This window comes from Erythrobacter donghaensis, from assembly GCF_002155425.1.
GTDB lineage: Bacteria > Pseudomonadota > Alphaproteobacteria > Sphingomonadales > Sphingomonadaceae > Erythrobacter > Erythrobacter donghaensis.
Genome location: NZ_MUYG01000007.1, coordinates 119,495 through 139,290, shown reverse-complemented (window position 1 = coordinate 139,290; position 19,796 = coordinate 119,495). Strand labels below are relative to the sequence as shown.

Annotated in this window: 27 protein-coding genes; 13 read left to right on the top strand and 14 right to left on the bottom strand. The window is 66.0% G+C overall.

The features are described from left to right. Positions 1-4 precede the first annotated feature (4 nt). Positions 5-265, bottom strand: a complete 261-nt coding sequence (locus tag BZF59_RS03645) for a DUF6489 family protein (RefSeq protein ID WP_086606894.1) — start codon at positions 263-265, stop codon at positions 5-7. Between the two features lie 101 nt (positions 266-366). On the opposite strand from BZF59_RS03645, the gene BZF59_RS03640 reads away from it, so the two are divergent. Together BZF59_RS03640 and BZF59_RS03635 are read left to right on the top strand one after the other, a co-directional pair. Beyond that, positions 367-1,065 carry a dienelactone hydrolase family protein gene (locus BZF59_RS03640; RefSeq protein ID WP_086606893.1) on the top strand — a complete coding sequence of 233 codons (699 nt, stop codon included), beginning with the start codon at positions 367-369 and terminating at the stop codon, positions 1,063-1,065. 32 nt (positions 1,066-1,097) lie between these two features. Further along, a complete protein-coding gene (locus tag BZF59_RS03635) occupies positions 1,098-1,457 on the top strand; it encodes a nuclear transport factor 2 family protein (protein ID WP_086607068.1) in 360 nt (119 codons plus the stop codon). On the opposite strand, the gene BZF59_RS03630 is transcribed toward BZF59_RS03635, so the two are convergent. The 5 genes from BZF59_RS03630 to hemE form a co-directional block, all read right to left on the bottom strand. After that, positions 1,405-1,863, bottom strand: coding sequence for a BLUF domain-containing protein (locus BZF59_RS03630; protein ID WP_158094269.1), 459 nt, complete (start codon positions 1,861-1,863; stop codon positions 1,405-1,407). The two genes, BZF59_RS03635 and BZF59_RS03630, sit on opposite strands and share 53 nt — an antisense overlap. Before the next feature lie 91 nt (positions 1,864-1,954). Further along, positions 1,955-2,347 (bottom strand): BLUF domain-containing protein, encoded by a 393-nt coding sequence (locus BZF59_RS03625; RefSeq protein ID WP_158094268.1) that lies wholly within the window; start codon positions 2,345-2,347, stop codon positions 1,955-1,957. Between the two features lie 64 nt (positions 2,348-2,411). Next, positions 2,412-3,677 (bottom strand): transcription termination factor Rho, encoded by a 1,266-nt coding sequence (rho, locus tag BZF59_RS03620; protein ID WP_086606890.1) that lies wholly within the window; start codon positions 3,675-3,677, stop codon positions 2,412-2,414. 203 nt (positions 3,678-3,880) lie between these two features. After that, positions 3,881-4,324, bottom strand: a complete 444-nt coding sequence (locus BZF59_RS03615) for a CopD family protein (protein ID WP_086606889.1) — start codon at positions 4,322-4,324, stop codon at positions 3,881-3,883. Positions 4,325-4,328: 4 nt separating this feature from the next. After that, positions 4,329-5,345, bottom strand: coding sequence for a uroporphyrinogen decarboxylase (hemE, locus tag BZF59_RS03610; RefSeq protein WP_086606888.1), 1,017 nt, complete (start codon positions 5,343-5,345; stop codon positions 4,329-4,331). A 316-nt stretch (positions 5,346-5,661) separates the two neighbouring features. Between hemE and BZF59_RS03605 the strand changes: the two genes are divergently transcribed. From BZF59_RS03605 to BZF59_RS03560, 10 genes are all read left to right on the top strand, one after another. After that, entirely contained in the window at positions 5,662-6,507 is an 846-nt protein-coding gene (locus BZF59_RS03605; RefSeq protein ID WP_086606887.1) for a pyruvate, water dikinase regulatory protein, read from the top strand. Continuing rightward, complete coding sequence (locus BZF59_RS03600; protein ID WP_086606886.1) at positions 6,504-7,091, top strand: Maf family protein; 588 nt, start codon at positions 6,504-6,506, stop codon at positions 7,089-7,091. The genes BZF59_RS03605 and BZF59_RS03600 overlap by 4 nt, the downstream gene beginning before the upstream one ends. Beyond that, complete coding sequence (aroE, locus tag BZF59_RS03595) at positions 7,088-7,945, top strand: shikimate dehydrogenase (RefSeq protein WP_086606885.1); 858 nt, start codon at positions 7,088-7,090, stop codon at positions 7,943-7,945. Before BZF59_RS03600 ends, aroE begins: the two co-directional genes overlap by 4 nt. Then, positions 7,942-8,526 carry a dephospho-CoA kinase gene (gene coaE / locus BZF59_RS03590; RefSeq protein ID WP_086606884.1) on the top strand — a complete coding sequence of 195 codons (585 nt, stop codon included), beginning with the start codon at positions 7,942-7,944 and terminating at the stop codon, positions 8,524-8,526. Before aroE ends, coaE begins: the two co-directional genes overlap by 4 nt. A gap of 49 nt (positions 8,527-8,575) precedes the next feature. Continuing rightward, complete coding sequence (gene dnaQ, locus BZF59_RS03585; RefSeq protein ID WP_086606883.1) at positions 8,576-9,280, top strand: DNA polymerase III subunit epsilon; 705 nt, start codon at positions 8,576-8,578, stop codon at positions 9,278-9,280. A gap of 63 nt (positions 9,281-9,343) precedes the next feature. Continuing rightward, complete coding sequence (hpf, locus tag BZF59_RS03580; protein ID WP_086606882.1) at positions 9,344-9,910, top strand: ribosome hibernation-promoting factor, HPF/YfiA family; 567 nt, start codon at positions 9,344-9,346, stop codon at positions 9,908-9,910. Between the two features lie 167 nt (positions 9,911-10,077). After that, complete coding sequence (locus BZF59_RS03575) at positions 10,078-10,539, top strand: PTS sugar transporter subunit IIA (RefSeq protein WP_086606881.1); 462 nt, start codon at positions 10,078-10,080, stop codon at positions 10,537-10,539. 28 nt (positions 10,540-10,567) lie between these two features. Beyond that, on the top strand, positions 10,568-11,056 hold the full coding sequence (locus BZF59_RS03570; RefSeq protein ID WP_086606880.1) for a PaaI family thioesterase: 489 nt from the start codon (positions 10,568-10,570) through the stop codon (positions 11,054-11,056). Beyond that, entirely contained in the window at positions 11,056-11,400 is a 345-nt protein-coding gene (locus tag BZF59_RS03565; RefSeq protein WP_086606879.1) for a DUF1491 family protein, read from the top strand. The genes BZF59_RS03570 and BZF59_RS03565 overlap by 1 nt, the downstream gene beginning before the upstream one ends. Positions 11,401-11,588: 188 nt before the next feature. Next, positions 11,589-12,236, top strand: a complete 648-nt coding sequence (locus BZF59_RS03560; RefSeq protein WP_086606878.1) for a cell wall hydrolase — start codon at positions 11,589-11,591, stop codon at positions 12,234-12,236. A gap of 173 nt (positions 12,237-12,409) precedes the next feature. On the opposite strand, the gene xth is transcribed toward BZF59_RS03560, so the two are convergent. From xth to BZF59_RS03545, 3 genes are read right to left on the bottom strand one after another with little or no spacing between them, the layout of a single operon-like run. Beyond that, a complete protein-coding gene (gene xth / locus BZF59_RS03555; protein ID WP_086606877.1) occupies positions 12,410-13,204 on the bottom strand; it encodes an exodeoxyribonuclease III in 795 nt (264 codons plus the stop codon). Positions 13,205-13,242: 38 nt separating this feature from the next. Further along, positions 13,243-13,575: a HesB/IscA family protein gene (locus BZF59_RS03550; RefSeq protein ID WP_086606876.1), complete on the bottom strand. Its 333-nt coding sequence runs from the start codon at positions 13,573-13,575 to the stop codon at positions 13,243-13,245. A gap of 39 nt (positions 13,576-13,614) precedes the next feature. Next, entirely contained in the window at positions 13,615-14,046 is a 432-nt protein-coding gene (locus BZF59_RS03545; RefSeq protein WP_086606875.1) for a CBS domain-containing protein, read from the bottom strand. Positions 14,047-14,202: 156 nt separating this feature from the next. On the opposite strand from BZF59_RS03545, the gene BZF59_RS03540 reads away from it, so the two are divergent. Then, positions 14,203-14,514, top strand: a complete 312-nt coding sequence (locus tag BZF59_RS03540; protein WP_086607067.1) for a hypothetical protein — start codon at positions 14,203-14,205, stop codon at positions 14,512-14,514. Here BZF59_RS03540 and BZF59_RS03535 read toward each other — a convergent pair. Genes BZF59_RS03535 through BZF59_RS03515 form a run of 5 tightly spaced genes read right to left on the bottom strand, consistent with a single transcriptional unit; the run spans position 14,511 to position 19,728 of the window. Further along, positions 14,511-14,906, bottom strand: a complete 396-nt coding sequence (locus BZF59_RS03535; RefSeq protein WP_425429554.1) for a (2Fe-2S) ferredoxin domain-containing protein — start codon at positions 14,904-14,906, stop codon at positions 14,511-14,513. The two genes, BZF59_RS03540 and BZF59_RS03535, sit on opposite strands and share 4 nt — an antisense overlap. Positions 14,907-14,917: 11 nt before the next feature. After that, complete coding sequence (locus tag BZF59_RS03530) at positions 14,918-17,077, bottom strand: dipeptidyl-peptidase 5 (RefSeq protein ID WP_086606873.1); 2,160 nt, start codon at positions 17,075-17,077, stop codon at positions 14,918-14,920. 41 nt (positions 17,078-17,118) lie between these two features. Beyond that, positions 17,119-17,613, bottom strand: a complete 495-nt coding sequence (locus BZF59_RS03525) for a DUF2497 domain-containing protein (protein WP_086606872.1) — start codon at positions 17,611-17,613, stop codon at positions 17,119-17,121. A 49-nt stretch (positions 17,614-17,662) separates the two neighbouring features. After that, positions 17,663-19,114, bottom strand: a complete 1,452-nt coding sequence (locus BZF59_RS03520) for a TolC family outer membrane protein (protein ID WP_086607066.1) — start codon at positions 19,112-19,114, stop codon at positions 17,663-17,665. A gap of 20 nt (positions 19,115-19,134) precedes the next feature. After that, positions 19,135-19,728 carry a protein-L-isoaspartate O-methyltransferase family protein gene (locus BZF59_RS03515; RefSeq protein WP_342744107.1) on the bottom strand — a complete coding sequence of 198 codons (594 nt, stop codon included), beginning with the start codon at positions 19,726-19,728 and terminating at the stop codon, positions 19,135-19,137. Positions 19,729-19,796 lie beyond the last annotated feature (68 nt).

The window sequence follows — 19,796 nt, the reverse complement described above, 5'->3', positions numbered from 1 at the left end:
GTGGTCAGTCGGACGCTTTCTTCGTCCCGCCGCCCGAAGCCGCCTTCATCCCGCCTTCGACAAAGCTCTGGAACAGCTTCAGGCCCACCTGCCCCATCGGCGCCAGTGCCTGGGCATATTCGGCCATCTGCGCGGGGTTGGAGACCCCCTTCATCGCCTTGGTGATGTTCTCGACATAGACCGAGTTGGCGGCGCTCACATCCGGCAGGCCGAGGAAGCTGCGCGCTTCTTCCGGGGTGCAATCGACTTCGATGGTGATCTTCATCAGCGGTTCTCCTCCCCTGTTCATTTGCGCTTGGCAGGCGGGCAAGGCAAGCGATAGACCACACGCACGCCCCCACCCCCCCAAGCTTCAGGAGAGACCCCATGAGCCTCAACACCGCGATTCCCACGCTGGAAGGCGACGCGCAGTTTGGCGCCTATGTCGCCCAGCCCGAGGGCACGCCCAAGGCCGCGATCATCGTCATTCAGGAGATTTTCGGGGTGAACCCCGGCATCCGCCAGAAGTGCGACAAATTCGCCGCCGAAGGCTATCTCGCGGTCGCGCCCGACCTGTTCTGGCGCTTGCAGCCTGAAGTCAGCCTCGATCCCGATGTCGAGAGCGAGTTCCAGACCGCGCTCGACCTGATGGGCAAGTTCAATCAGGACGCGGGCATCCGCGATATCGAGGCGACGATCCACCACATCCGCCGCACAATGGGCGTCGCGAAGGTCGGCTGCGTCGGATACTGCCTCGGCGGGCGGCTCGCCTACATGACCGCGGCGCGCACCGATATCGATGCGAGCGTCGGCTATTACGGGGTCGGGATCGACGGGTTGCTGGGCGAAAAGCACGCGATCGCGCACCCGCTGATGCTGCACATCCCCACCGCGGACGGATTTGTTTCACGTGAAACACAGGCCGCAATGCACGAAGGGCTGGACGATCACCCCAAGGTGACGCTGCACGATTACGAAGGGCTCGACCACGGCTTCGCCACCGAACACGGCAAGCGCCGCGACGAGGCCGCCGCGAACCTTGCCGACGGGCGGACAGCCGCGTTCTTTGTAGAGCACCTTGGGTGAGCCGCGCGCATCTCGCCCGCTGGCACGCCTATATGGAGGGCGGGAGCGATCCTGCCCTCCTCGCCGATCTGCTGGCCGATGATGCGGTGTTTCACTCGCCGGTGGTGCATACGCCTCAGGTGGGCAAGCCGATCGTGATGGCCTATCTCGTCGCCGCCAGCCACACGCTTGGCAATGAGAGCTTCCGCTATGTCCGCGAGTTGGTGGACGGGGACGAGATGATGCTCGAATTCGTCACAGAGATGGACGGGATCACCGTCAACGGGGTCGATATCATCCGTTTCAATGAGGCAGGAAAGATTATTAATTTCAAGGTGATGGTGCGACCACTGAAGGCGATCAACAAGGTCTGGGAGATGATGGCAGCGCAGCTTCAGGCGGCGCAGGGCTGATTGCCTCGGCATCGACGAAGGCTTCGACGAAGAAATCACTGACCGCGCAGCCGATCGTCGGCGGCAGGATGCCACCCGCCTTTTCGGTCATCTGTTGCACTGCCTTGCAGATGTCGTGGTCGTCGAAATAGCGCATCGGCCAGCCGGCGAAGGTCGCCGCGTCAATCGAGCGTTCGTCGAGCACCGCCACGTCGCAATGGCGCGGATCGCGGCGGATCGCTTCGAAAGTGGCGACCAGTTTCCAGGTCGGGCCTTCGAGCACCTGCAACAGCTCGTTCCCGGCGCACATCAGCACGCCGGTAAGCCCGCGCGCCTCGTTGCTCGCCCGGGCGTGGTAGAGCAGCCGGAACAGCTCGGCCCGGTCGAGCTCCGGCGTGGCTGTGCTGCGATAGATGATTCTGCGCACCGTGGGTCCCCTCGGTCCTGTGACAACGCGGAAGCATAGGCCCGCGATGCCTGACAGAGCCTCTCGGGGGCCTAGGGATTTTCCCGTGGTGTCAGTTCAACACCGCGAAGTTGACGATCATCTTGCGGACCTCGGGGTCGAGCCCCTCGGGCAGGTCGCGCTCGAGCATGTCGCGGCGGGTTTCGATGCTTTCGGCGATCATCACGCGCTTCATCGCCCAGGTCGGGCAGGCGCGCGCGGTGATGCTGCGACGGTCGATCACCGAGACGCCCGAGTGCCGCGGGTCGGCCGAGATGGTCTGCATCAGTTCCGAGACTTCGCCCTCGTCGCCCTCGAGCAGCTGGAGGAAGTTGCGGCCGTTGAACAGCAGCAGGCCGGTGATCCCGCGTGCCGGATTGTTGCGCGCGCTGGTGGCGAGGATCGCGTCAACGTCCTCGCGCGGCAGGGTCGGCGCGGTGCTGATGTATAGATACTGGCTAAGCACGTAATCCCGTCCCTCCGGCCTGTCCGGCGCGGGCCAACCCCGTGGCCCGCGCGAACAGTGTATCCTATTGATTCATAGTGGCGAAGAAGTCTTCGTTGGTCTTGGAATCCTTCATCTTGTCGAGCAGGAATTCCATCGCATCTACGGTGCCCATCTGCATCAGGATGCGGCGCAGGACCCACATCTTGCTGAGGTTGTCCTTCTGGACCAGCAGCTCTTCCTTGCGGGTGCCGGACTTGCCGACATCGAGCGCGGGGAAGATGCGCTTGTCCGAAACCTTGCGATCGAGCACGATTTCGCTGTTGCCGGTACCCTTGAACTCTTCGAAGATCACTTCGTCCATACGGCTACCGGTGTCGATCAGTGCGGTGGCGATGATCGAGAGCGAGCCGCCCTCTTCGATGTTACGCGCCGCGCCGAAGAAGCGCTTGGGGCGCTGGAGCGCGTTGGCATCGACACCGCCGGTCAGCACCTTGCCCGAGCTCGGCACGACTGTGTTGTAGGCGCGGCCGAGACGCGTGATCGAATCGAGCAGGATCACCACGTCATGCTTGTGCTCGACCAGGCGCTTGGCTTTTTCGATCACCATTTCAGCAACTTGCACGTGGCGGTTGGCAGGCTCGTCGAAGGTTGAGGAGATGACCTCACCCTTCACCGAACGCTGCATGTCGGTGACTTCCTCGGGGCGTTCGTCGACCAGCAGGACGATCAGGAACACCTCAGGGTGATTGTCGGTGATCGCCTTGGCGATGTTCTGCAGCAGCACGGTCTTACCCGTGCGCGGCGGAGCGACGATCAGCGCGCGCTGGCCCTTGCCCTGCGGGGCGATGATGTCGATCACCCGCGCGCTCTTGTCCTTCACCGTCGGGTCGAGCGTGTCGAGGCTCAGCTTCTGATCGGGATAGAGCGGGGTGAGGTTGTCGAAATTGGTGCGCAGGCGCACCGCGTCGGGATCGTCGAAATTGACCTTGGCGAGCGTGGTCAGCGCGAAATAGCGCTCACCTTCGCGGGGGGCGCGGATCTCGCCTTCGACCGTGTCGCCGGTGCGCAGGCCCCAGCGGCGGACCTGATTGGGCGAGACGTAGATGTCATCGGGCCCGGCGAGGTAATTCGCCTCGGGGCTGCGCAGGAAGCCGAAGCCGTCCTGCAGCACCTCGATGGTGCCGATTCCCATGATCTTTTCTTCGTATTCCTCGTCCTCGGCCAGTTCGCGCAGGATGCTGAACAGCAGATCCTGCCGCCGCATGGTCGAGGCGCCCTCGACGCCGAGTTCTTCCGCCATCGCGACCAATTCGGCCGGGGTCTTTCGCTTGAGGTCCTTGAGATGCATTGTGTGTCGTTTCCGAAAGTCAGATGAGTGGCCGGATGGTCAGTGCCTCTTTGGAAAAGAGGTGCCCCGGTTGGACGAGGGGCTGGGCTTGGAGAAAGCAGACCTGTCGGAGGGCGTCTCGCCGCTCCGCTACCGGATAGGTGGATGGGAAATAGGAGCGCTGAGGGGCGAGGTCAATCGGTGATTGCAGAGCCCTGCGCGCGTCAGAAGGGCTTGAGATAGACCAGCAGCACGATCACGATCAGCAGCAGGCCGGGCACCTCGCCGATCATCCGCAGCGTGCCTTCGGTCAGCGGACGCTCCCCGCGGGCCATTTTCTTGGTCTGGGCGACCAGCCAGCCGTGATAGCCGGTCAGCACCAGCACCAGCGTCAGCTTGGCGTGGAGCCAGCCGGAGGTGAACCAGCCGCCGCTGTAGGCCATCGTCAACCCCAGCACCCAGACGATGATCAGCGCGGGGGTGAGGATGATCTTGCGCAGCTTGCCCATCCGGGTCGCCCACTTGGCCTCCCCTGCCGAGCCCGGTTCGTGATCGAGCATGTAGATGCACTGGCGTGGCAGCATGAACAGCCCGGCGAGCCAGAACACCATGAAGATCACATGGCCCGACTTGAGGAACAGGTAGATCGAGGAGAGCGCTTCCTGCATCAGATCAACCCCTCAGCGCCGCGAGCAATTCCTCGACATGCGAAATCGGGGTGAACTGCCCGATCCCGTGGCCGAGGTTGAAGACGTGGGGGCGATCCTCGAAGGCGTCGATGATGGTCTTCACCCGCGCCGCCAGCGCCGGGCCGCCCGCTTCGAGCAGCAGCGGATCGAAATTGCCCTGCACCGGCATACCTTCAGGCAGACTGGCGTGGGCCCAGGCGGGATCGAGCGTCTCGTCGAGACCCACCGCATCCACACCCGTCTCACGCGCATAGGCGGGCAGCTTCGCACCTGCGCCCTTGGGGAAGCCGATCACCGGGGTGTCGGGGTGCGTCTGCTTGAGCTTCGCGGTGATCGCCGCATTGGGAGCCACCACCCATTTTTCGAACTGGTCGGGCGCAAGGCTTCCCGCCCAGCTGTCGAACAGCTGCACCGCTTCGGCGCCCGCATCGATCTGGCCGCGCAGATAGGTCACCGAAACCTCGATGATCGCGTCGATGATCGCCTGCATCCGGCCTGCATCGCGATAGGCGAGCAGCCGCGCTGGGCCCTGATCCTTCGACCCTTCGCCCGCGATCATGTAGGTCGCGACCGTCCAGGGGCTCCCCGCAAAGCCGAGCATTGTCACCGCCGGGCCGATCTGCTGGCGGGTCAGGCGCACGGTCTCGTAAACCGGCTCGAACCGCTCGAAGGCGGGGGTGAAGCTATCGAGCTCCACCTCAAGCAGCGTCGGCGACAGATGCGGGCCTTCGCCAGCCTGAAAGGTCAGCCCCTGCCCCATCGCGTGCGGCACGATCAGGATATCGGAAAACAGGATCGCCCCGTCGAACCCGAAGCGCCGGATCGGCTGCACGGTGATCTCGGCCGCGGCCTCGCTGTCGTAAACCAGCTCGAGGAAGCCCCCCTTCTCGGCGCGCAACTCCCTGTATTCGGGCAAATAACGCCCCGCCTGCCGCATGAGCCAGACGGGAGCGACGTCCTGACGGACACCTTTGAGTGTATCGAGAAGCGGACCGGGCATAGGGTTCCTTAGAACAAAACAAATCAAATTATAAAAGGATTGATGGAGTCTGTTGGCCCTGTGGATAGTGGGAATTACCGGCGCTTGCCGGGTTACCCCCACTCGTCACACCTGACTCATGCCCCCACCGAATCCGCATGGATTGGACGTCAAGCTGGCTTTATGCCCACTCTTCACAGCCTGTCGACAAAACTTCTCCCGTGTGGGCAAATACCCCGAGGAAAAGGCCGGTAGCGGGCATGAAAAGTGCTCCCCAGCTTGTTCGACCCGCCCTCCCGTGGTTTATGCGTCGTTCTGTCCACAGGCGCTCCGGGTGATGAACCAGCTCAATCTCCACCTTGTATCCGATTCGACCGGCGAGACGCTGGAAATGATCGCCAAGGCGGCGCTGGCGCAGTTCGACAACCCGGCGGTGAACCGGCATTTCTGGCCGATGGTGCGCTCGCTCCAGCATCTCGACCGGATCGTCCCCGATCTCGCCGCGCATCCGGGCCTCGTGCTCTACACGCTGGTGAATCCCGAGACGCGCAAGCGGCTGGAGGAGCATTGCCGCCACTTGGGCCTGCCCGCGGTGCCGGTGCTCGATCAGGTGACCGCCGCATTGGAAGCGCAGCTCGGGCAGGAGGCGCATGGCCGCCCCGGCCGCCAGCACATAATGGACGAGAGCTATTTCAAGCGTGTCGATGCGATTCAATACACCATCGCCCACGACGATGGCCTCGCGCATGAAGACTGGGAGGAGGCCGACATCCTGCTCGCGGGCGTCTCGCGTTCCTCCAAGACGCCGACGAGCATCTATCTCGCCAATCGCGGCTACAAGGTCGCCAATATCCCGCTGGTGGTCGAAAGCCCGCCGCCCAAGGCGCTGTTCGGGTTGCGCCACCCGCTGGTGGTGGGGCTGACGACCTCGCCGGAGCGGCTGGTGCAGATCCGCCGCAACCGGCTGCTCTCATTGAACGAAGCGACCGCCACCGACTATGTCGACAATGACCGGGTCAAGGCCGAGCTGCTGTTCGCGCGGCGGATGTTTGCCGATCACGGCTGGCCGGTGATCGACGTCACCCGCCGCTCGATCGAGGAAACTGCGGCGGCGATCATCCGGCTGGCGCAGGAACGCGACCGCAAGCCGGCGAGCGAGGGCGGGGTGGGGAAGCCGATATGACGCTGATCCTTGCGAGCAAGAGCGCTTCGCGCCGGGCGATGCTCGATGCCGCGAGCGTAGCCTATCGCAGCATCCCCGCCGATATCGACGAACGCGCGGTCGAGGCCGGGCTGGAAGGCGCCGCGCCTGCCGAGATCGCCCAGGCGCTGGCGGTCGCCAAGGCGGCGGCGGTGGCGGAGGGCAATCCGGGGGCGATAGTGCTGGGCTCGGATTCGCTGGTGCTGTGCGAAGGCCGCCGCTTCGACAAGCCCGCGAGCCGGGAGGAAGCGGGCGAGCATCTGCGGTTCTTCTCGGGGCAGGTGATGGAGCTCCACTCCGCGGCCGCGCTGGTGCGCGATGAGGGGTGCCTGTGGAGCCACGCCGCCCTCGCCCGGCTGCACGTGCGTGAACTCTCCGACGACTTTATCGAACATTACCTGACGCTCGAATGGCCCGCCATCGGCCACACCGTCGGCGCCTTCCGCATCGAGGGGCCGGGGGTGCAACTGTTCGAGGCCATCGAGGGTGATCAGTTCACCGTGCTCGGGATGCCGCTGCTCCCCCTGCTCGGCGCGCTGCGCGAGGAAGGGTTGCTGCTGGCATGACGCGGCCTTACGCCGAGGTGATCGGCGACCCCATCGCGCAATCCAAGTCGCCGCTGATCCACGGTTTCTGGCTGAAGAAGCTGGGGATCGATGCCGACTACCGCGCCTGCCATGTGCGGGCCGAGGAACTCGGCGACTATCTCGCCACCCGCCGCGCCGATGCCAACTGGCGCGGGTGCAATGTCACCATGCCGCACAAGCAGGCGGTGATGCGGCTCCTCGACCGGATCGACCCGCCCGCCGACACCATCGGCGCGGTCAACACCATCCTGCCGCTGGGGGAGGGAACGCTCGCCGGCACCAACACCGATGCTGCCGGGTTCCTCGAACCCCTTGGCGGAGACCTCGCCCGCCCGCACTACTTCCGCATGGCGCGCATCCTCGGCACCGGTGGCGCGGCGCGGGCGATCATCGCCGCGCTGGCGGGTCACGGGTTCACGCTAGTGGTCGCAGGCCGCGATCCCGCCAAGGCGCGCGCTCTGCTCGATGAACTGGCCCCGGAAGGCGAGCATCACGCCATCGACCTCGCCCACTTCGCCGACCCGACCGACTTCGCCTTCGACGACCGCGAGGGGTGCTGCGATCTCGTCGTCAATGCCTCAAGCTTGGGGATGACCGGCCAGCCCCCGCTGCCGTTCGACTGGAGCCACGCCCCTCCGGGAAGCATCGCCTACGACATCGTCACCGCCCCGCGCGACACCGCATTTCTGCAAGCCGCTCGGGAGCGAGGCCGCCGCACCATCGATGGCCTCGCCATGCTGATCGGGCAGGCCGCGGTCGCCTTCGAAAAGTTCTTCGGCCAGCCCGCCCCGCGCGAACATGATGCCGAACTCCGCGCGATCCTCACCGCATGACCAAGCCCAAGATCATCGGCCTCACCGGAAGTATCGGCATGGGCAAATCCACCGTCGCGGCAATGTTCTCCGAGGCCGGGATTCCGGTGTTCGACGCCGATGCCGAGGTGCGCGCGATGCAGGGGCCGGGGGGCGAACTCCTTCCCGCGATCGAGGCCGCCTTTCCCGGCAGCACCGGCCCCGAAGGCGTCGACCGTGACCGGCTGGGCCATCAGGTCTTCGCCGACAAGGCCGCCCTCGCCCGGCTCGAAGCCATCGTCCACCCCGCCGTCGCCGCGAAGCGCGCCGCTTTCCTCGCAGCCAACGCCGACAAGCGCGCGGTGGTGTTCGACATTCCGCTGTTGTTCGAACGCGGTGGGCATGAGGGCGTCGACACCATCGTCGTCGTCTCCGCGCCCGAGGACATCCAGCGCGCCCGCGTGCTCGCCCGCCCTAGCATGACGCGCGAGAAATTCGAGCACATCTATGGCCTGCAACTCCACGATTCCGAAAAACGCGCGCGCGCCGATCATGTCATCGACACCGGCACCACCCTCGCAGAAACCCGCGCGCAGGTCGCCGCGCTGATTGCGTCACTTTGATCGCATCCGGCGCTTGCAACTCCCCGAACTTGGGCAGATAGTCCGGCAAATGCGTGAGATCATCTTCGACACCGAAACCACCGGGCTCGATCCCAAGACCGGGGACCGCATGGTGGAAATCGGCTGCATCGAAATGGTCGGTCGGGTCGAGACGGGCCGCACCTTCCACGCCTATTTCAACCCCGAACGCGATATGCCGCCCGAGGCTGAGCGGGTGCACGGCCTCAGCGCCGCCTTCCTTGCGACCAAGCCGAAATTCGCCGCGACCGCCGATGAATTGCTCGCCTTTCTGGGCGATGCCCCGCTGGTAGCGCACAATGCCGGATTCGACTTCGGCTTTCTCAACAACGAGCTGGAGCTGATCGGCCGCGAACCGATCAGCATGGAGCGGATGGTCGATACCGTCGCGCTCGCCCGCAAGAGGCACCCCGGTGCGAAGCTCAGCCTCGACGCGCTGTGCACCCGCTACGGGATCGACCGGAGCCACCGGGTCAAGCACGGCGCACTGCTCGATGCCGAGCTGCTGGCGCAGGTCTATGTCGAGCTCACCGGGGGCCGCCAGATCGGGCTGGGCCTCAGCCCGATCGACCCTGCTGCCGATACCGCCACACCGCAGCCGGGCAACATGCCCTGGCACCGCCCGCCCGCGGACAAGCCGCGACGGGAACCTCGCCCTCATGTTGCCAGCCCGGAGGAGCTGGAACGCCACCGCGCCTTCATCGCCGGGATCGCCGACGCGATCTGGACACGCTGAAAGCCTTGCGCGGCGCACGCCATCACACCTCGATCCTCAACCTCATCGGGAGGACTTTGCTTCATGGACATTCGGATTTCGGGCCATCAGATGGCCACCGGCTCAGCCTTGCAGGAACACGCTGCTGACCGCCTTGGCGCGGTCGTCGACAAGTATTTCGACCGCGCGCTGTCCAGTCACGTGACCTTCGGCAAGGCGCCCGCCGGCGCGTTCAGCTGCGATATCGTCACCCATGTGATGCAGGGCCTGATCCTCAAGGCGCAAGGGTCTGCGCATGATGCGCATTTCGCGTTCGACGATGCCGTCGCCAAGATCGAAAAGCAGCTGCGCCGCTACAAGCGCCGCCTCACCGACCGCCACGAACAGGCCGATCACGCGCGCGGTGAGGAAGAGGCCGCCTACACCATCTTCGCGGTCGAAGAGGATGACGAGGTGGAAGTCGTCGCCGACGCGCCGCTGGTGATCGCTGAAACCCGCGTCGATATCCCCACCGCCAGCGTCGCGGATGCGGTGATGCTGATGGACCTGCGCAACACGGGGGCGCTGTTTTTCAAAAATGCTGGCACGGGACGGCATAATATGGTCTACAGGCGCGCCGATGGCTCGATCGGATGGGTCGAGCCGAAATAGGGCCGGGACACGCCCTTGTCGTAAGGGCAGGGGCGATCTCTCAGGGTTCATCCGGCGGCAGCAGGAGGGGCTACCGCCCCGGCCCGGCGATGCTTCTGACAGCATGACCGGACCGGTTTTTCGCCACCCATCGCGGGGGCGTGAGTTCAATCGGGATTCGTTGAGTAATGGACGTCAACCTGGCTCTTTCACCGCAGGCGATTGCTTTCGCCCGGCTCGATACCAAGCCCAAGGTTCTCCAGCGAACGGCCGAGGTGCTGGCTGAGGCCTATGGGCTGGATGCGGGCGAGGTGCTCGAAAATCTCGAAGCGCGCGAGGCGCTGGGCAGCACCGGGTTCGGGCGCGGAGTGGCGATCCCGCATTGCCGCAGCAAGGATGTGCGCCGCCCCAGCCTCGCGCTGATCCGGCTCGAGACGCCGATCGATTTCGCCGCCGCGGATTCGCGCCCCGTCTCGCTGATCTGCGGGCTGGTCTCGCCCGAGAACGCCGGGGCGACGCACCTGCACGCGCTCGCCGCGATTTCGCGCCTGACGCGGGACGAGGCGATGCTCCAGATGCTCGCCGATGCGCCGGACACCGAGGCGGTCTATGCGCTGCTGACCAACCAGTTCCTGCGCGACGCGGCCTGATTTTCCGAAGCGAACCCGAAGCGATCCGATGTCCGGCGACGATGCGACCTCTCCTGCCACGGGTGCCGAGCAGCACTACCGGGCGCTGGAGCGGCTTTATGCCTCGGCCCCGGTCAACGCCAAGTTCGCCAGCCAATTGCACCTTCCGGGCGAGGGCCGCTCGCGGCTGACCTTCACCGTCACGCCGGAGGATTACCACGCGGCGGGCGCGGCGCACGGGACGATCTATTTCAAGATGCTCGATGATGCGGCCTTCTATGCCGCCAATTCGCTGGTGACCGATCGCTTCCTGCTGACCACCAGCTTCAACCTGCACTTCACCAAGCCGGTGCGCGCCGGGACGGTCACTGCCGAAGGGCGCTGGGTCAGCGGCCGCCGCCGGGTGTTCGTCGCCGAGGCGCGGCTGGTCGATGACGAGGGCGAGGAGATCGGGCGCGGCACCGGCACCTTCATGAAGAGCCGCATCCCGCTCTCCAGCCTGCCGGGCTATGCTGCGGGCGGGCCTTCGGGGCTGTGATGGACGACGCCCGCCTGCCCGCGCATCTGGAGGCAGGCGCGATTCTCCGCCTCGCCGAGTCGCAGGGCGGTTATGCAACCGTGCTCGCGAAAGGTGAACGCGACGCGGGCACGATCGCGCTTGTAATGCTGTGTCGCGGCAAGGCTTCCGTGCTTTACGAAAGAATGCCTCAGCTGGACGGCACGCGCCTTTTTGTTGCCGCAAAGTCGGAAGATGCTGAAAATAAGCAGGAATTTTCCGAATATCTGGCCCGCAGACACGCCAGAGACCCCGATTTGTGGCTGATCGAGGTGGATATCGCGGATCCCGAACGGTTCGTCGCACAGCTTAACGAATTGCGTTGACGCAAACGTCAACTCGGCTAACCGCCCCCGCCAATCCCTAGCGCAGGCTGGCGGGCGGCAATTCGGCCGATCCTCCAGCACGCAGACGGGGAGCGGCCGGCAGGCTTCTTCGAACCCCCCAAATCGCAAGATCTGGAAAAGGTTCCCGCCTGCGTCTGTGCGCGCTCACCGCCCGATTTGTAGATTGAATGAGTCGCAAGACTGCCACTGTTGCCGCGATTGCGGGCCTCGCCATCGCAGCCACCCTGTTTCCGAGCGGCCCCGAAACCGCCGCTCTGGCGCAAGCCACCCCCGATCAGCCGAGCGCGCTTCCCGCCGCCGAGCTGGTCCCCGAAGCCATCACTTTCGTGGCCGAACCGGTGGTGCAGCCGCTCCCCGAAGAAGCGCAGGCCGAAGACGCCCCCACCCTCACCGAAGCCGGATCGCTCGCCGAGCTGGTCGGCATGGTCGACACCAGCGAAGCAATGGATGCCGAGCTGCGCTGCCTTGCCGGTGCGGTCTATTTCGAAGCCCGCGGGGAGCCGCTGGCCGGCCAGCTGGCCGTGGCGCAGGTCATCATCAACCGCAGCGAAGACCGCCGCTTCCCGCGCTCCTATTGCGGCGTGGTCGCCCAGCCGGGGCAGTTCAGCTTCATGCGAGGTCGGCAGATGCCCGCCGTGCGCGAAGGCACCCCCGCCTGGACCCGCGCGGTCGCCATCGCGCGCATCGCGCATCAGGGCCTGTGGGAATCCGAAGCCGAGGGCGCGGTGTTCTTCCACGCCCGCTACGTGAAGCCCGGCTGGCGCCGCACCAAGACGCGGCTGGCGCAGATCGACACGCATATTTTTTATCGTTGATCCTCGCCGCGTTTCGCCCTTGCGGCGCGGAGCGCCGTTCAACGCCCCTGGGCCCCTCACTCTCGTCCGTTCGTGCTGAGCTTGTCGAAGCACCGCACTTTCTTCGCGACCATCACGCAAGGCGGAAGTGAAATGCGGCCCTTCGACAGGCTCAGGGCGAACGGCGGTGGAGGTTAGTCCCTCAACCGCACCCAAACAGGCGTGTGGTCGCTCGCTTTTTCCCGGCCGCGATAGGCCTTGTCGACGCCGCAGCCTTCCATCCGGTCGGCGCATTCGGGCGAGAGCAGGATGTGGTCGATCCGGAAGCCGTGGTCGCGTTGCCAGGCGCCGGCCTGATAGTCCCAGTATGTCCACACCCCCCCACGCGGGTTGTGCGTGCGGATCGCGTCGGTCCAGCCATCGGCGAGCAGGCTGGCATAGGAAGCCCGGCTTTCGGGCTGCATCAGCGCGTCATCCTGCATCGCCTTCACCGACCACACATCATCGTCATGCGGAATGACGTTGAAGTCGCCGAGCACCACCGCGGGCACTTCCTCGGCCCAGATTTGCGCCATCCGCTCACGCAGCCGCGCCATCCACGCCAGCTTGTAGGTGAATTTCGGCCCCGGATGCGGGTTGCCGTTGGGCAGGTAGAGGCAGGCGATGCGCACGCCCGAGACATCCGCCTCGAGATAGCGCGCCTGCTCCTCGTCGCCCTCATTGGGGCCGGGGATGCCGAGACCGCGCTGCACTTCGGTCAGCGTGTAACCCGCGCGCGTATCGGCGAGGATCGCGACGCCGTTGAAGCTCTTCTGTCCGTGCCAGATCGCGGAATAGCCGATCGCCTCGAAATCGCTCGCGGGGAAGCCTTCGTCCTGCGTCTTGATCTCCTGCAGGCAGGCGACCGCCGGGCGGGTCTCTTCGAGCCATTCGATCAGGCGCGGCCCGCGCGCCTTGATGCCGTTGATGTTGAAGGTGGCGATTTTCATGCGCGCGCTTGTGCCGCAAACGGCCCCGCGGGTCTAATCTAAATCCCGAAACTCGCGCCGCAGCCGCAACCGGCGGCGGCCTGCGGGTTTTCGACCTTGAAGGCCGCCCCGCCCAAGGATTCGACGAAATCGACCGTGCTGCCCGCGATCAGATCGAGGCTGACCGGATCGACCACCAGCTTCACCCCCTCGCATTCGGACACGCTGTCCTCTGCATCGGGCGCGTCGGCGAGGTCGAACTTGTATTGAAAGCCCGAACAGCCCCCGCCCTCGACCGCAAGTCGCAGGATCGCCGGGCGCGCCTGCTTCTGCGCGATGAAGGCCACCCGCTTGGCGGCGGACGGGGTGAGGATCAGGGGCTCGGCGCTCATGCCACTCATTTAAGACGCGCAGGGGCGTTCCTCAAGCGGTCACACCGCCTGAATGTAGTTGCGCAGTTGATCGGCCTCGTGCTGCACCTCGTCCATCTTGTGCTTCACGAGGTCGCCGATCGAGATGAAGGCGACTAGCGCGCCATTTTCGACCACCGGGAAGTGGCGGAACCGGCGGCGGGTCATCATGCCCAGCGCTTCGTCAACCGTGGTGGCGGGTTCGACGGTGATCGCGGGTGAGGTCATGATCTCGCCGACCGGAAAGTCGAGACATTCGCGCCCCTTGTCGGCGAGGCGGTAGATCACGTCGCGTTCCGAGACGATCCCCACCACCTTGCCCTCGCGCAGCACCGGCAGCGCGCCGATGCGCTTGGTGGCGAGCGTCTGGACGACCTGCGCCACGGGTGTGGCAACGTCGCAGGCGATGATGTCGGATGGGCCGCGCTGGGCGATGATACGGGCGATGGTCATGGCAGTCTCCCTCTATCGGATGAAGAAAATGCCATGATTTGCGGCAAAAGGCGAATCGCTCCGTCGCATCACGTAGTGCTGCCATTGCGTCCGATGCAGGCCACCTTGCAGCTTTCGCGCGTTGCATTGCGCCCCCGTGCGCGCCATGTCGGAGGGATGACCCGCAAATCCCCGCTCGACGATCCCGTGAACGCCGCCCACGCCTGGGCGCGCTATCGCCAGATCATGAAGCTGCTGCTCGCGGCGACCGTGCTGGTCGTGGCCATCGCGATGGGGTTGCTGTTTGCCTATAACGGCATGATTTCGGTGCATTTCTACATCGCGGTCGCGCTCGGCATAAGCCTGACGATGCTGCTGGGCGGCGCGCTGATGGGGCTGGTGTTCCTCTCCAACGGCACGGGGCACGACGAATCGGTCGACAACCAGCTTCCGGGGAAGGACGAGTTCTGGAGCCCGAGGGATGATTAGGCGGGCTTGAGGCGATAATCCTCAACCGGCACGCCGCCGATCAGATGTTCCTGAATCACCCGCTCGAGCACCGCGGGGGAGCAGGAGTGATACCATACCCCGTCGGGCCACACGACCGCGATGGGGCCGGCGGCGCAGAGTTGCAGGCAGTCCGCCTTGGTTCGCTGCACGCCCCCACCTGCCCCGCGCGCGCTCTCGGCGCTGCGCTGCGGGCCGACGAGGCCCAGTTCCTTCAGCCGTGACTTGAGGAAGCCCCACGCCTCCTCCCCCGCCTCGCGCGAGCAGCACTTCTGCTTCTCCGAAATCGCGCACAGCATGATGTGCCGCGCGATGCCGGTGCCGCTCGCGGGGTTGCCGTAATGCCGCGCGAGATTGCTCCGCGCACAGAGCAAATCCTCGTCGGTCACTCGCCGCTCTCCTCCGCCTTCAGCCAGCGATCCAGCCAGGCGAATACCGTGTTGTGCCATTGCAGCGAGTTCTTGGCGCCCAGCACCCAGTGGTTTTCGTCCGGGAAGACCAGCAGTTGCGAGGGGATGCCGCGTTCCTGCAGCGCGGTGAAGCTTTGCAGCCCTTGCGTGTAGGGCACGCGGAAGTCCTTCTCGCCCGTCACCACCAGCATCGGGGTGCGCCAGTTGGCGACGTAATTGGCGGGGTTCCACTTTTCATAGGTTTCCTTGGCTTCTTCGTAGGAGCCGCCGAAATCCCAGCGCGGGAACCACGATTCCTCGGTCGCATAATACATCGAGCGCATGTCGAAGAGGCCGTCGTGCTGGACGATGCAGTCGAAGCGGTCGGGCCAGTTCCCGGCGATCCAGTTGACCATGTAACCGCCATAGCTCGCCCCCATCGCGCAGGCGCGCTCCCCGTCGATCTGCGGATCGAGCACCAGCGCGGCAGCGAGGCCTTTTTGCAGGTCTTCCAGTGGCTTGCCGCCCCAGTCGCGGTTGATCGCATCGGTGAAGGCCTGCCCGTATCCGGTGCTGCCGTGGAAATCGACCGAGATCACGGCATAGCCCTGCGAAGCCGTGACGCGCGGGTTCCAGCGGTTCGACCAGCTGTCGTTGAAGCTGCCCTGCGGCCCGCCGTGGATATAGAGGATCGCCGGGATCGGCCCTGTCTGGTCGGCAAGGCGGGTGATCTGGCCCCACACCGTGTCGCCATCCGCCCCGGCAAAGCTGAAGCGGCGGGTGACGACGCTTGCCATGCCGCCCATGCGGGTGGTGGCGACATCGGTCAGCGGGCGGGCCTGCCCCATGCCGTCCGACAGGTAGAGCTCCGAAGGCGCGCCGAGCGAATCGCGCGTGAACAGCGCACGGCCGCCCGGCAGCGGCACGAGATTGGCGATATGCGCTTCGTTGCCCGCCATCAGGTTGAGCTCGGTCACCTTGCCGGTGGCGATGTCGATGCGGAAGGCGGGGGTGTCGAGCACCTGCTGCGCGGTGGCGATCAGGCTTTTGCCGTCGGCGCTCCACGCAAGGCTGCCGAAGCTGAGATCGGTGTCCTTCGTGAGATTGCGCGCCTTGCCGGTCCTCAAATCAAGCAGCTGGACCGCCAGCCTGTCCGCCTCGTAGGTCGCCCGCTCCATCGCCAGCCAGGCGAGATAGCGGCCATCGGGGGAGACAGCAGGGGTGGTGTCGGTCGCGAGGTTGGCCGCGGTCAGCGGGCGTGGCGCGGCGCCGGTGAGGTCGGCGGCGTAGATATCGAGATTGGTCGAGCGCGGCTCTTCGGCGTTGGCAAGGCGCGCGGTGAAGTAGAGGGTCTTGCCATCGGGCGCGAAGGCGATTTCCTCGCCCCCGCCGAAGGGCAGGGTGGGGGTGTCGGCGATGATGCCGGTGGCGGGGTCGCGCCCGTCGGCGGGCGCGCCGGGACCCTGCGCTTTGCCGGCGACCAGCGGGAAGGTGAAGATGCGGTTGTGCGTGCCGGGGGTGGCCCAGCGGTCCCAGTGGCGCACGAAGCCGTCCGTGCCGTCATAAAGCCGCCCGGTGCCCGGGCCGGGAAGGCTGCGCTCGGGGGCGTCGGGGCAGCCGAAGGTCGGGCAGTCGCGAGCGATCCCGCCCCAGATGGCGATGGCCGATCCGTTGGGGGCGAGCTTGAAGCCGGCGATGCTGGTGTCGAACCCGGCGACCACTTCGGGAATGCCGGTCCGGCCGTCGGCGGCAACGCTCATGCGCCACACCCGGCTGACCTCGGGTGCGCCCTCTTCCGGCGCGGCATCGCTGAGGTAATAGAGATAGCCGTCCGGGCCGAAGGTCAGATCGGAGGCGGTCAGGCCCTCCATTGGTACCGGCGCGGCCCCCGGCTTGGTCAGATCGAGCAGATAGTGCTGCGGCGAGCGCTTGAGCGTCTCCGGGTCGGTGACTGTGACGCTGTAGGCTGCCAGCGTGCCCTCGCGGTTGACCGCAGGTGCGCCGAGGCGCGGGAGCGTCACCAGATCCGCGGCGCTCATCGGCGGGTGGGCGAGGCCGGGGATCGCGGGCGGAGGCGCGGCCTCCTGCGCGGCCAGCGGGGTGGCGGACAGGGCGACAGCGGCGACGACTGCGCCGAAAGCAAGAATGTTACGCATGGCGCAGGGGATTAGCCCGCCTGCCCGCCTCTTGCCAGCGCTTAGCGCCGCTTGCCGACGATACGGGCGATTTCGGCCTGCACCAGCTGTTCCACCATCGCCGGAAGGTTCGCCTCAAGCCATTCGGCCAGCATCGGGCGCAGCAACTCGCGGGTCAGGCCTTCCAGTGACGTCTCGCCCTGCCGCACGATCTGCGGACGCGCGGGCGGTTCGGCCAGCATCGCCAGCGCGGCGAGGTTTTCCTGCATCGCATCGCGCACCTGATCGGCGATCAGCGGGGTTTCCTCGGCCGTGTCCATCGGCATGGCGGGCGTTTCGGCCTCGGGCGCTAGCTCCATTTCGCCGAGATCGAGCACCTCCTCGGAATCGCGCACGGTGTGGGTGCGCGCGAGCGGGGGGCTTTCGCCTTCGGGCTCTTCGGGAACGAGAATCCGGCGGCGGCGGGCCTCCATCGCGCCCACGCGGTTGTCGCGCGCGATCACTTTCTTGATCGATTCGAGGATTTCCTCGACTGACGCTTCGTTGTCTTGGCCCATTATTCGCCCCGTATCACACCACCCGGCCTGTCCCGAATCGGGAACAGATTCACTCGCCGGGCAGCAGTTGCGGGCCGATTGTTGCCGTGGCGGGGGGAATGTCAACGGTGCTGGTCGATTTCGGGGCAGGTTCGGGGTCGCGGTCCCAGTCCCACATCTTGCTGCTGACCCGGTCGGCATTGACCTGCGGGTCGTAGAGCACCCCGCCGGTGTCGAGGTTGAGATCGCGCGCCTCGGCCCGGCCCATCAGCGCCAGCAGCGTGAAACCGGCGACATAGGCATTGCGCCGCGCTGTCACCAGCTGGGCGCGGGCGTTGACCAGCTCCTGCTCAGCATTCAGCACGTCGAGCACCTGGCGGTTGCCGATCGACTGTTCGGCGCGCACGCCTTCAAGGCTGAGTTCGGCGGCTTCGACCGCCGCCTGCGCGCTCTTGATGACCCCGTTGGCGGCCTGCCAGTTGGAATAGGTCGAGCGGGTTTCGGCGATCACCTGTCGTTCGGCGGCGATCACGTCTTCCAGCGCGGCGCTCTCGCGCGCTCCGGCCTGCCGCTGGCGTGCGGCGGGGAGCCCGCCCTGAAACAGCGGGATCGTCAGCCGCACCCCGGCATTGGCGGTCTTTTCGCTCTGGGCGAAATCGGCCGAAATCGGGCCGCCCAGCGTGCCGTAGAAATCGCTGTAATCGCCGTTGACGAAGACATTGACCGTCGGCAGGCGGCCCGCGCCTGCGACCTTGGTGTCATACCCGGCAGCCTCGGCTCGCTGCTTGGCGGCATCGAGATTGGGGTTGTTTTCGAGCGCGGTGACGATCGCCTCGCCCACCGTCGCGGGCAAGCCGGGGAGCGGCGGCGGGGCTTCAAGCTCACCCGGTTCGCTGCCGACAAGGCGGATATAGGTCTCGCGCGCGGCGATCAGATTGGCCTCGGCCACCTGCAAATCGCCCTCGGCTATGGCAAGGCGCGAGCGCGACTGGGCGACATCGGTGATGGTGAGATCGCCGATCTGGAACCGGTCGCCGGTGGCTTCGAGATTGGTGCGCAGCACCGCGACATTGTTGGTCGCCAGTGCCACCAGCGCTTCGGTGCGCAGCACGTCCATATAGGCGGCGACGACCTGGCTGAAGATCGCGCTTTCGGTGTTGCGCAATTCGGCCTGCCCGGCCTCGACCCGCTGCTTCGCCGCCGCGATCCCGTTGCGCACCGCACCGCCCGAATAGACCGGCACCAGCACCTGCGCATTGACCCCGAGGTTGCGCTCGGGCGCGGTGAAGGCGTTGGCCGATTGCTGGATGAATTCGATATGAGTCGCGGTGATGTTCGCCGACGGCACCCCTGCCGAACGCTGGATCGGCACGCCTTCATCCGTGGCGCGCTGGTTGGCGCGCGCGGCTTCGAGCGTGGGGTTGGTGTTGTAGGCCTCGACCAGCGCCTCGCGCAGATTGTCGGCCGCAACCGGGGCTCCTGCGGCGGCGAGCGCCAGCAGGCCGACCGGAGCGGCGCGCATCAGCAAGGCGGGCCTCAGCTTCACGCGAAGGTCCAGCCCTTGGGCGCGTCGAAGGCATGGAGCACGGGAATGCCGAGATCCTCGACCGGGAGCAGGTTGACCCGCCCCGCGACCTTGCGGCCGGTGGCGAGCCGGGTGACCTGGCGCAGCAGCAGCCCGGTGACGATCCGGCCCTCGTCGGTCAGCGTCGCGGCGAGCGCATCGGGCAGCTGTTCGATCGCACCGTCGATCACGATCAGATCATATTCGCCCGTCACCTTGCCCGCGGCGGCATCTTCGGCGGAAACTTCGGTCAGCGTCGCGACCAGCGGGCGCAGCAGCGCGGCGAGGTAGCCGGTGCCGCCGCTCACCACCAGCACGCGGGTCTCGGGCATGGGTGCGGCCTCAAGCAGCGCCTTGCCGTAGAACAGCGGCGCGGCGAGATGACCGGCCTCTCCGAGCATCACCGAGCGGTCGGTATAGGCCTGCGCCACCTTGTCGGCGGGGAGGAAATCCTCGCGCGGGACGGCCAGCATCCGGGCGAGCGCGAATTCCTCGTTCACGCCGCTGGTGCGCAGCTGGCTGTCGATCATCGCGCGGCGGGCGGTGGTGCTGTCAGGGAGGGTCGTGGTCATGGTGCTCATCGCTCTTTGGGTAACTGTATTAGGATGGCAATACAGTTCGTCAACCCTCTCCTTAAACG

What these genes read in the sequence shown, in the direction of transcription:
- BZF59_RS03545 (WP_086606875.1), bottom strand. Translation starts at nt 14,046, where the DNA reads ATGACCATCGCCCGTATCATCGCCCAGCGCGGCCCATCCGACATCATC.
- BZF59_RS03530 (WP_086606873.1), bottom strand. Translation starts at nt 17,077, where the DNA reads ATGCGTAACATTCTTGCTTTCGGCGCAGTCGTCGCCGCTGTCGCCCTG.
- BZF59_RS03575 (WP_086606881.1), top strand. Translation starts at nt 10,078, where the DNA reads ATGGACGTCAACCTGGCTCTTTCACCGCAGGCGATTGCTTTCGCCCGG.
- BZF59_RS03605 (WP_086606887.1), top strand. Translation starts at nt 5,662, where the DNA reads ATGAACCAGCTCAATCTCCACCTTGTATCCGATTCGACCGGCGAGACG.
- xth (WP_086606877.1), bottom strand. Translation starts at nt 13,204, where the DNA reads ATGAAAATCGCCACCTTCAACATCAACGGCATCAAGGCGCGCGGGCCG.
- rho (WP_086606890.1), bottom strand. Translation starts at nt 3,677, where the DNA reads ATGCATCTCAAGGACCTCAAGCGAAAGACCCCGGCCGAATTGGTCGCG.
- hemE (WP_086606888.1), bottom strand. Translation starts at nt 5,345, where the DNA reads ATGCCCGGTCCGCTTCTCGATACACTCAAAGGTGTCCGTCAGGACGTC.
- BZF59_RS03565 (WP_086606879.1), top strand. Translation starts at nt 11,056, where the DNA reads ATGGACGACGCCCGCCTGCCCGCGCATCTGGAGGCAGGCGCGATTCTC.
- BZF59_RS03570 (WP_086606880.1), top strand. Translation starts at nt 10,568, where the DNA reads ATGTCCGGCGACGATGCGACCTCTCCTGCCACGGGTGCCGAGCAGCAC.
- BZF59_RS03645 (WP_086606894.1), bottom strand. Translation starts at nt 265, where the DNA reads ATGAAGATCACCATCGAAGTCGATTGCACCCCGGAAGAAGCGCGCAGC.
- BZF59_RS03540 (WP_086607067.1), top strand. Translation starts at nt 14,203, where the DNA reads ATGACCCGCAAATCCCCGCTCGACGATCCCGTGAACGCCGCCCACGCC.
- BZF59_RS03550 (WP_086606876.1), bottom strand. Translation starts at nt 13,575, where the DNA reads ATGAGCGCCGAGCCCCTGATCCTCACCCCGTCCGCCGCCAAGCGGGTG.
- aroE (WP_086606885.1), top strand. Translation starts at nt 7,088, where the DNA reads ATGACGCGGCCTTACGCCGAGGTGATCGGCGACCCCATCGCGCAATCC.
- BZF59_RS03635 (WP_086607068.1), top strand. Translation starts at nt 1,098, where the DNA reads ATGGAGGGCGGGAGCGATCCTGCCCTCCTCGCCGATCTGCTGGCCGAT.
- BZF59_RS03600 (WP_086606886.1), top strand. Translation starts at nt 6,504, where the DNA reads ATGACGCTGATCCTTGCGAGCAAGAGCGCTTCGCGCCGGGCGATGCTC.
- BZF59_RS03525 (WP_086606872.1), bottom strand. Translation starts at nt 17,613, where the DNA reads ATGGGCCAAGACAACGAAGCGTCAGTCGAGGAAATCCTCGAATCGATC.
- BZF59_RS03515 (WP_342744107.1), bottom strand. Translation starts at nt 19,728, where the DNA reads ATGACCACGACCCTCCCTGACAGCACCACCGCCCGCCGCGCGATGATC.
- hpf (WP_086606882.1), top strand. Translation starts at nt 9,344, where the DNA reads ATGGACATTCGGATTTCGGGCCATCAGATGGCCACCGGCTCAGCCTTG.
- coaE (WP_086606884.1), top strand. Translation starts at nt 7,942, where the DNA reads ATGACCAAGCCCAAGATCATCGGCCTCACCGGAAGTATCGGCATGGGC.
- BZF59_RS03640 (WP_086606893.1), top strand. Translation starts at nt 367, where the DNA reads ATGAGCCTCAACACCGCGATTCCCACGCTGGAAGGCGACGCGCAGTTT.
- BZF59_RS03615 (WP_086606889.1), bottom strand. Translation starts at nt 4,324, where the DNA reads ATGCAGGAAGCGCTCTCCTCGATCTACCTGTTCCTCAAGTCGGGCCAT.
- BZF59_RS03520 (WP_086607066.1), bottom strand. Translation starts at nt 19,114, where the DNA reads ATGCGCGCCGCTCCGGTCGGCCTGCTGGCGCTCGCCGCCGCAGGAGCC.
- BZF59_RS03560 (WP_086606878.1), top strand. Translation starts at nt 11,589, where the DNA reads ATGAGTCGCAAGACTGCCACTGTTGCCGCGATTGCGGGCCTCGCCATC.
- dnaQ (WP_086606883.1), top strand. Translation starts at nt 8,576, where the DNA reads ATGCGTGAGATCATCTTCGACACCGAAACCACCGGGCTCGATCCCAAG.